This is a genomic window from Actinotalea sp., assembly GCF_035443605.1.
GTDB lineage: Bacteria > Actinomycetota > Actinomycetes > Actinomycetales > Cellulomonadaceae > Actinotalea.
In genome coordinates this window covers 1-5,386 of sequence record NZ_DAORSQ010000133.1, presented here as the reverse complement: position 1 = coordinate 5,386, position 5,386 = coordinate 1, and the positions used below count along the sequence as shown (strand labels likewise).

The window sequence follows — 5,386 nt, the reverse complement described above, 5'->3', positions numbered from 1 at the left end:
TCGGCTACTGCCACTGGACGCTGCTGGACAACTTCGAGTGGATCTTCGGCTACGCGAAGCACTTCGGGCTGCACACCGTGGACCGCACCACCTTCGCCCGCACACCGAAGCCGAGCGCGGCGGTCTACGGCGCGATCGCGCGGGCCGGCGCGGTGGGCGGATGACGTCGGCGTGTGCCACCGACGTTCGCGGGCTTCGGCCCGCGAACCCCCGAGGGGATCGTCCAGGTCACCGTCGACCTCGCGCGCGGGGAGGTGCTCTCCGAACGCCGGAACCTGTGGTCCGGCACCGGCGCCACGTTCCCCGAGGCGCCGCACCTGTACCGGGTCGGCTCGTGGTGGTCCCTGCTCATCGCCGAGGGCGGCGCCGAGGGCGGGCACGCGGTGAGCTTCGCGCGCGGCTCGAGCCCGGAGTGGCACGTGCTGGGCCGCGAGACCTACGCCGACGACGTCACCTGGAGCGACGGGTGGCCCACCTTCGGTCGCCACCAGAGGCCTGCGGCCGCGCCGCCAGCAGACGCTGCACGCGAGCCTGCGCCGAGGTCCCCGCGGACGAGGGTTCCACGGGGGGTCTGGCGCTACGGATCGACGCCGCGCACCAGATCGCCGTGGAGTGCTCGGCTGGCGTGGCGCGCGCGGTCCTCACCGTCGGCGCGATCAGCTCTGTGCGCAGCCTGACATCCGCGGGGGCTGACGACGCCGGGGCGTTGGGGGCACACCTCGGGCGGTAGTGGGACCGGCCGAGGCCGCGGCCCTGCCGGTCCCCGACCGGCCTCGGGCGCTCGCCGCGCCTAGGGTGGCCGACGTGCTGCTGGTCGTCGTGCTCGCGCTGGCCTCGAGCCTGCTCTACGGGGTCTCGGACTTCCTCGGCGCGCTCGCAGCCCGGCGGGCCCCGGTCCTGGTCGTCACGGCGCTCGCCTACCTCGTCGCCTCGCTCACGCTCGTCGTGGGCGTCCTGCTCGTGCCGGGAGCCTGGACGGCCGGGTCCGTGCTCGCTGGCGTCGTCGCGGGGGTCAGCGCCCTGGTCGGGTTCGCGACCTTCTATGCCGCGCTGGCCGCCGGCCCCCTCAGCCTGCTGTCCCCGTTCATCGCGATGCTCCAGTCGGCCGTCCCGGTCGCCGTCGCCCTCCTGCTCGGAGAGCGGCTCACGGGTCCCCGCTGGGGCGGTGTCGCCATCGCGATCGTCGCGGCCCTGCTCCTCGGTGTCCCGCGCGAGGACCACCCGCACCGGGTCGGCCGGCGCGCACTCGTCCTGGCCACCGTCGCCGGCGTGGGCCTTGGCATGTCGATCGCCGCGCTGGACGCCGCCCCGAGCGGCTCGGGTCTCGGCCCAGCACTCGTCGAGACCGCCAGCGGTCTGCTCCTGCTGGTGACCGGGCTGCTCGGTCTCGCCGCGCATCCTCGCACCCGCGTGCGGGTCGCCTGGCTCGACGGCGGCGAGGGTGCGGCCGGCTCGCACCATCGCACGTCGCGCACGGTGCTGCTCGCCGCAGGCGCCGGTCTTGTTCTCGGGGTCGCGAACGCGCTGCTCATGCTCGCCCTGGGCGACGGCGAGCTGAGCGTCGTCGCCGTCGTGGTCGGCCTCTACCCCCTGGCCACGATCGCGCTGGCCCGCGTGGTGCTCCGCGAGCGGCTGTCGCGCAGCCAGGGGGTCGGGATCGTGCTGGCCCTCGCCGCATGCGTCCTGCTCACGGCCGGCTGAGCGATCCGACGCCGCTCAGCTCCGCCCGTCCGCCGGCACGGCGACGTCGGCAGCCTGCTCCTGCGTCGCGGCCCAGCTGGCGAGCCAGCGTCAGGGCGTCGGCGCTGGGGCTGCCGGGCTCCGCGGTGTACACGAGCATCGTCAGCCCCGGGTCGGCCGGCAGCTCGAGCATGTCGTCCATGAGCTCCAGCCGGCCGACGACGGGGTGCTGGATCTGCTTGACGCCGCCGCGGCGAAGGTGGACGTTGTGCGCGGCCCACCGGGTGCGGAACTCCTCGCTGCGCGTGGAGAGAGCCCGACGAGGTCCGACAACGCCATGCCCTACGGGTTGCGGTTCAACTCGGAGTACAGCGCACGACCCAGCGCGTTGGTCGCGAGGATGTCCAGCCGGTCGTTGCGCACCACCGCCGGCGTGCCGGTCATGGCGACGAGCATCGCCAGGACGCTCGGGCGCACCCCGGCGACGCGGCGGTGGGTGCCGTAGACCGCAGCCCCGCCTGCGTGGGGGTGAGCCGGGCCCTGAGCGCGGCCAGGAAGTCGCGGATCTCGGCACGGTTGTCCATGGCAGACCGCCACGGGGGTGCGCGCGCCCGGCAGGCACTGGTGGAACCCGTCTCGGCAGGGCCTTCCTCCCGGCGGCACGACGGCGTGTGATGGACGGGACGCGAACCCGGGGCGTGACCTCGCGGGCGAGACCCGGGCTCCGTCGCCGCCCGCACCCGCCGAGAGGACACCCATGACGGCCTGCACCGCCGACGAGCTGGGTCGGATCGGCCGGGTCCGCGCGGGCGGTGTCGAGCGCGACGTCGCCTTCGCCGACGCCCCGGCGCAGGCGCACGCGGCGATCGACGAGGCCCACCACGCGAAGCACGACCGCTACGGCCCGGCCATCGTCGGCAGCGTCGTCGGGCAGACGATCCGCGACGTCACCCTGCGACGGGTGCCACGCGAGGTGTGAGCCCTCGGGACGCGTGAGCCCCCGAACAGGCACAGGAGCCGTGCGATCGCCACCCGGGCGACGGGTACGCCGCGCGCGCCGGCCACCCGCTGGACGGCCTCGATGACGGCCCGGTCGCCGTCGCAGCAGACGCGCTGCCCGGCCGGGTCGGATCAACGGCGCGGCGCAGTCGCCGTCGTTGTCCGGGGCCCGCTCGCTGACCCTGCGGGACGTGTCCCCGAAGCTCATGCAGCCGGGCGTCGAACCCCCTCCGCGCCCGGTCCCACCGGCGTAGCGTGGAGACGCGGGTTCGCCGCGGCCGCGGCGAACCGCGCGGGAAGTTGTGGGTGGGCGCCATGTCCAGCCGGACGCTGGTAGCCGTCGTCGCGGTCCTCGGGCTGCTGTCCAGCGCGCTGGTCGGCTGCACGTCTCCCCCGACACCCGACCCGAGCACCACGCCTTCCACCCCCGACGGCGCGCCCACCGACGTCCCCGAGAGCTGGCCCTTCGAGGCCGACCCCGCCTCGCAGTACGGGCTCCCCCCGCTGCTCGGGCTGGAGCCGGAGCTCCAGCCGGAGACCCGGGTGCTGAGCACCGGCGAGGCCGAAGCGCTCACCGCGGTCGAGGTCCTCAACGGCCCCGCATGCCTGGGCCGCACCACCCCCCTGCCCCTGTGCCAGTTCCGCATCGACATGGCCGCCGTCCCCGCGGACGTCGGGCCCGGAACCGTCCTGGTCAGCGGGGTCTCCCCCGCCGCCCCGACCGGGTTCCTCGTCCGGGTCGACAGGGTCGACGGGAACGCCGTTCTCGCGTCGGAGGCCACCCTCGGCGACGCCCTTGCCCAGGGCGAGTTCCGCGTGGAGCAGCAGTTCACGGCCGACCAGGTCGCATCCAGCGAGCTCACGCCCGGCGTCACCCGGCTGCCGGACGTGGCCGGCGGCGGCGGGACCTCCCTCGCCCCGGCGTCGCTGCTCGGCGAGGGCCTGGCCTTCCACTACGGCGTCGACGTCACGCCCGTGCCCGGGGTCCGCATCACGGGTGTGGCGCACTTCAGCGCCGGCTGCGGGGTCGACGGCGGGCTGACCTACTGAGAGGGCATCGTCCCCGACGGCGCGTGGTTCGACGCGAGCTGCCACCTGGACCAGGCTGCGCAGTTCGAGGTCTCGGTGTCCGCGGCGGCCTCGGGCCTCGCCGGCTCCTACCAGCTCGCCAAGGAGTACCTCACCCCGATCTACTTCCAGGTCGGGCCGCTGCCGGTGATCCTCGAGCCCGTCATCGTCGTCTCGGTGCAGATCGACGGGACGCTTGCGGTCGACGTCGGCTTCGGCGCCCAGGAGAACGTCAGCGCCGCGGTCGGGATCGGCTACCACGACGGGTTCGAGCCGTACGCGCGCTTCGACGCAGACAGCGACTCCCACCACCAGCTGCCCACCGGGCCCGTGGGGGCGACGGTCGGCGGGGACCTGCGCGTCCGGATGCTGTTCTACGGGATCGTCGGGCCCGAGGTCCGCGGCCTCGGCTGGGTGACGTTCACCGGCGGGCCGGACCCGACGCCGTCGGTGCGCTACGCGATCCGCGTCGCGGTGGGTGCCTCGGTCGTGCTCGACGTCGTCATCGCCTCGTGGGACTGGGGCCCCTACCTCTTCATCGACAAGACCTACCACCAGGGCTCCAGTGCCTATCACGCTCCGGAGGTGACCATCAGCTGGCCCGCCGAGGGGCAGACGATCCCCCTCGGCTCTGTGCTCGTACCGCGCCTGACGGCCGACGCGAGCGACGAGGAGGACGGCACCCTGCCCGTCAGCTGGTCGAGCGACGTCGACGGGTCCCTCGGCGAGGGCGTGGGGCCGGTGACCGCGGCCCTGACGACCCCCGGCCAGCACACCCTGACCGCCAGCACCGTCGACACGGACGGCCAGTCGGCCCAGGCGGTGGTGCACGTCACGGTCGAGGTGCCCACCTGGAGCCTGTCGACGGCAGTCACCGACGTCGGTGGTCAGCCGGTCACGCTGTCCGGGCCCGCCCTCGCGGCACGTCAGGGCGAGGTCTACTTCATCGAGGCGCTGCCGTCGGCCCCGGCGAACACCACCGCGCCCGCATGCTCCGCTGTGACCTGGGACAGCGACGTCCCGCTCGAGGACAAGGGCAGCTGCCTGGCACGGATCACCCTGGACACCCAGGGGACCTTCAGCGTCGTGGCGCGACTGGCCACGCCATGGGGCGGGTCGGTCACCTCCCCGGTGGTCATCCACGTCGGGCCACCGCCGGCCACGGTGTCCCCGGTCTTCGAGGGCATCACGGCGCAGTCCACGGGGCTCGGGGTGCTGACCAACGGGGACACCTTCATCGCGGGTGCGACGGTGACACTCACGGTGCGCTACCTCAACGCCACCCAGGCGGCCATGCCGGTCACCTACGCGTGGGACTACCAGATGGACGGCGGGGCATGGACCGCCCTGCCCGCCGTGGGCCGCTCCCCCGCGGACGAGTCCTCGCGGCAGTTCTCGTACTCCGGGGTCAAGACCAACCACACTTTCACGTTCCGGTGCACCGTCACGCCGAAGGCCGGCGGTGCGGCACTGACCACCCGGACCATCAGCCTCGACTACCTCGCGCCGCCCGCGTAGCCGTGCACGGCACTCAACGCGCCTACCCCGCAGCCCCGAGCTCCCGCAGCGACCGCACGTAGGTGCCCGGCGTCAGACCCACGGCGGTCCGGAAGTCGTTGACGAGGTGCGCCTGGTCGGC

The 5,386-nt window shown here is 74.2% G+C and carries 6 protein-coding genes and 1 pseudogene; 5 read left to right on the top strand and 2 right to left on the bottom strand.

Translation table 11 applies throughout. The annotated features are described in order from the left end of the window. Both PKY62_RS11785 and PKY62_RS11780 read left to right on the top strand, forming a co-directional pair. On the top strand, window positions 1–164 hold a 164-nt coding region (locus tag PKY62_RS11785; protein WP_324537193.1), incomplete at its 5' end, for a family 1 glycosylhydrolase. Window positions 165–804: 640 nt separating this feature from the next. Next, complete coding sequence (locus PKY62_RS11780) at window positions 805–1,701, top strand: EamA family transporter (RefSeq protein ID WP_324537191.1); 897 nt, start codon at window positions 805–807, stop codon at window positions 1,699–1,701. Here PKY62_RS11780 and PKY62_RS13385 read toward each other — a convergent pair. Together PKY62_RS13385 and PKY62_RS13380 are read right to left on the bottom strand one after the other, a co-directional pair. Then, window positions 1,688–1,939 (bottom strand): annotated as a pseudogene (locus PKY62_RS13385) (MmyB family transcriptional regulator); the annotation flags it as partial. The gene PKY62_RS11780 and the pseudogene PKY62_RS13385 overlap by 14 nt on opposite strands. An 83-nt stretch (window positions 1,940–2,022) precedes the next feature. Then, on the bottom strand, window positions 2,023–2,157 hold the full coding sequence (locus PKY62_RS13380; protein ID WP_502875838.1) for an MmyB family transcriptional regulator: 135 nt from the start codon (window positions 2,155–2,157) through the stop codon (window positions 2,023–2,025). A 280-nt stretch (window positions 2,158–2,437) separates the two neighbouring features. On the opposite strand from PKY62_RS13380, the gene PKY62_RS11770 reads away from it, so the two are divergent. The 3 genes from PKY62_RS11770 to PKY62_RS11760 all read left to right on the top strand — a co-directional run bounded on the left by PKY62_RS11770 (window position 2,438) and on the right by PKY62_RS11760 (window position 5,265). Continuing rightward, complete coding sequence (locus PKY62_RS11770; protein ID WP_324537189.1) at window positions 2,438–2,659, top strand: DUF2255 family protein; 222 nt, start codon at window positions 2,438–2,440, stop codon at window positions 2,657–2,659. A gap of 335 nt (window positions 2,660–2,994) precedes the next feature. Then, complete coding sequence (locus PKY62_RS11765) at window positions 2,995–3,729, top strand: hypothetical protein (protein ID WP_324537187.1); 735 nt, start codon at window positions 2,995–2,997, stop codon at window positions 3,727–3,729. Window positions 3,730–3,804: 75 nt separating this feature from the next. After that, window positions 3,805–5,265, top strand: a complete 1,461-nt coding sequence (locus PKY62_RS11760; RefSeq protein ID WP_324537185.1) for a hypothetical protein — start codon at window positions 3,805–3,807, stop codon at window positions 5,263–5,265. The last annotated feature ends 121 nt before the right edge of the window (window positions 5,266–5,386 follow it).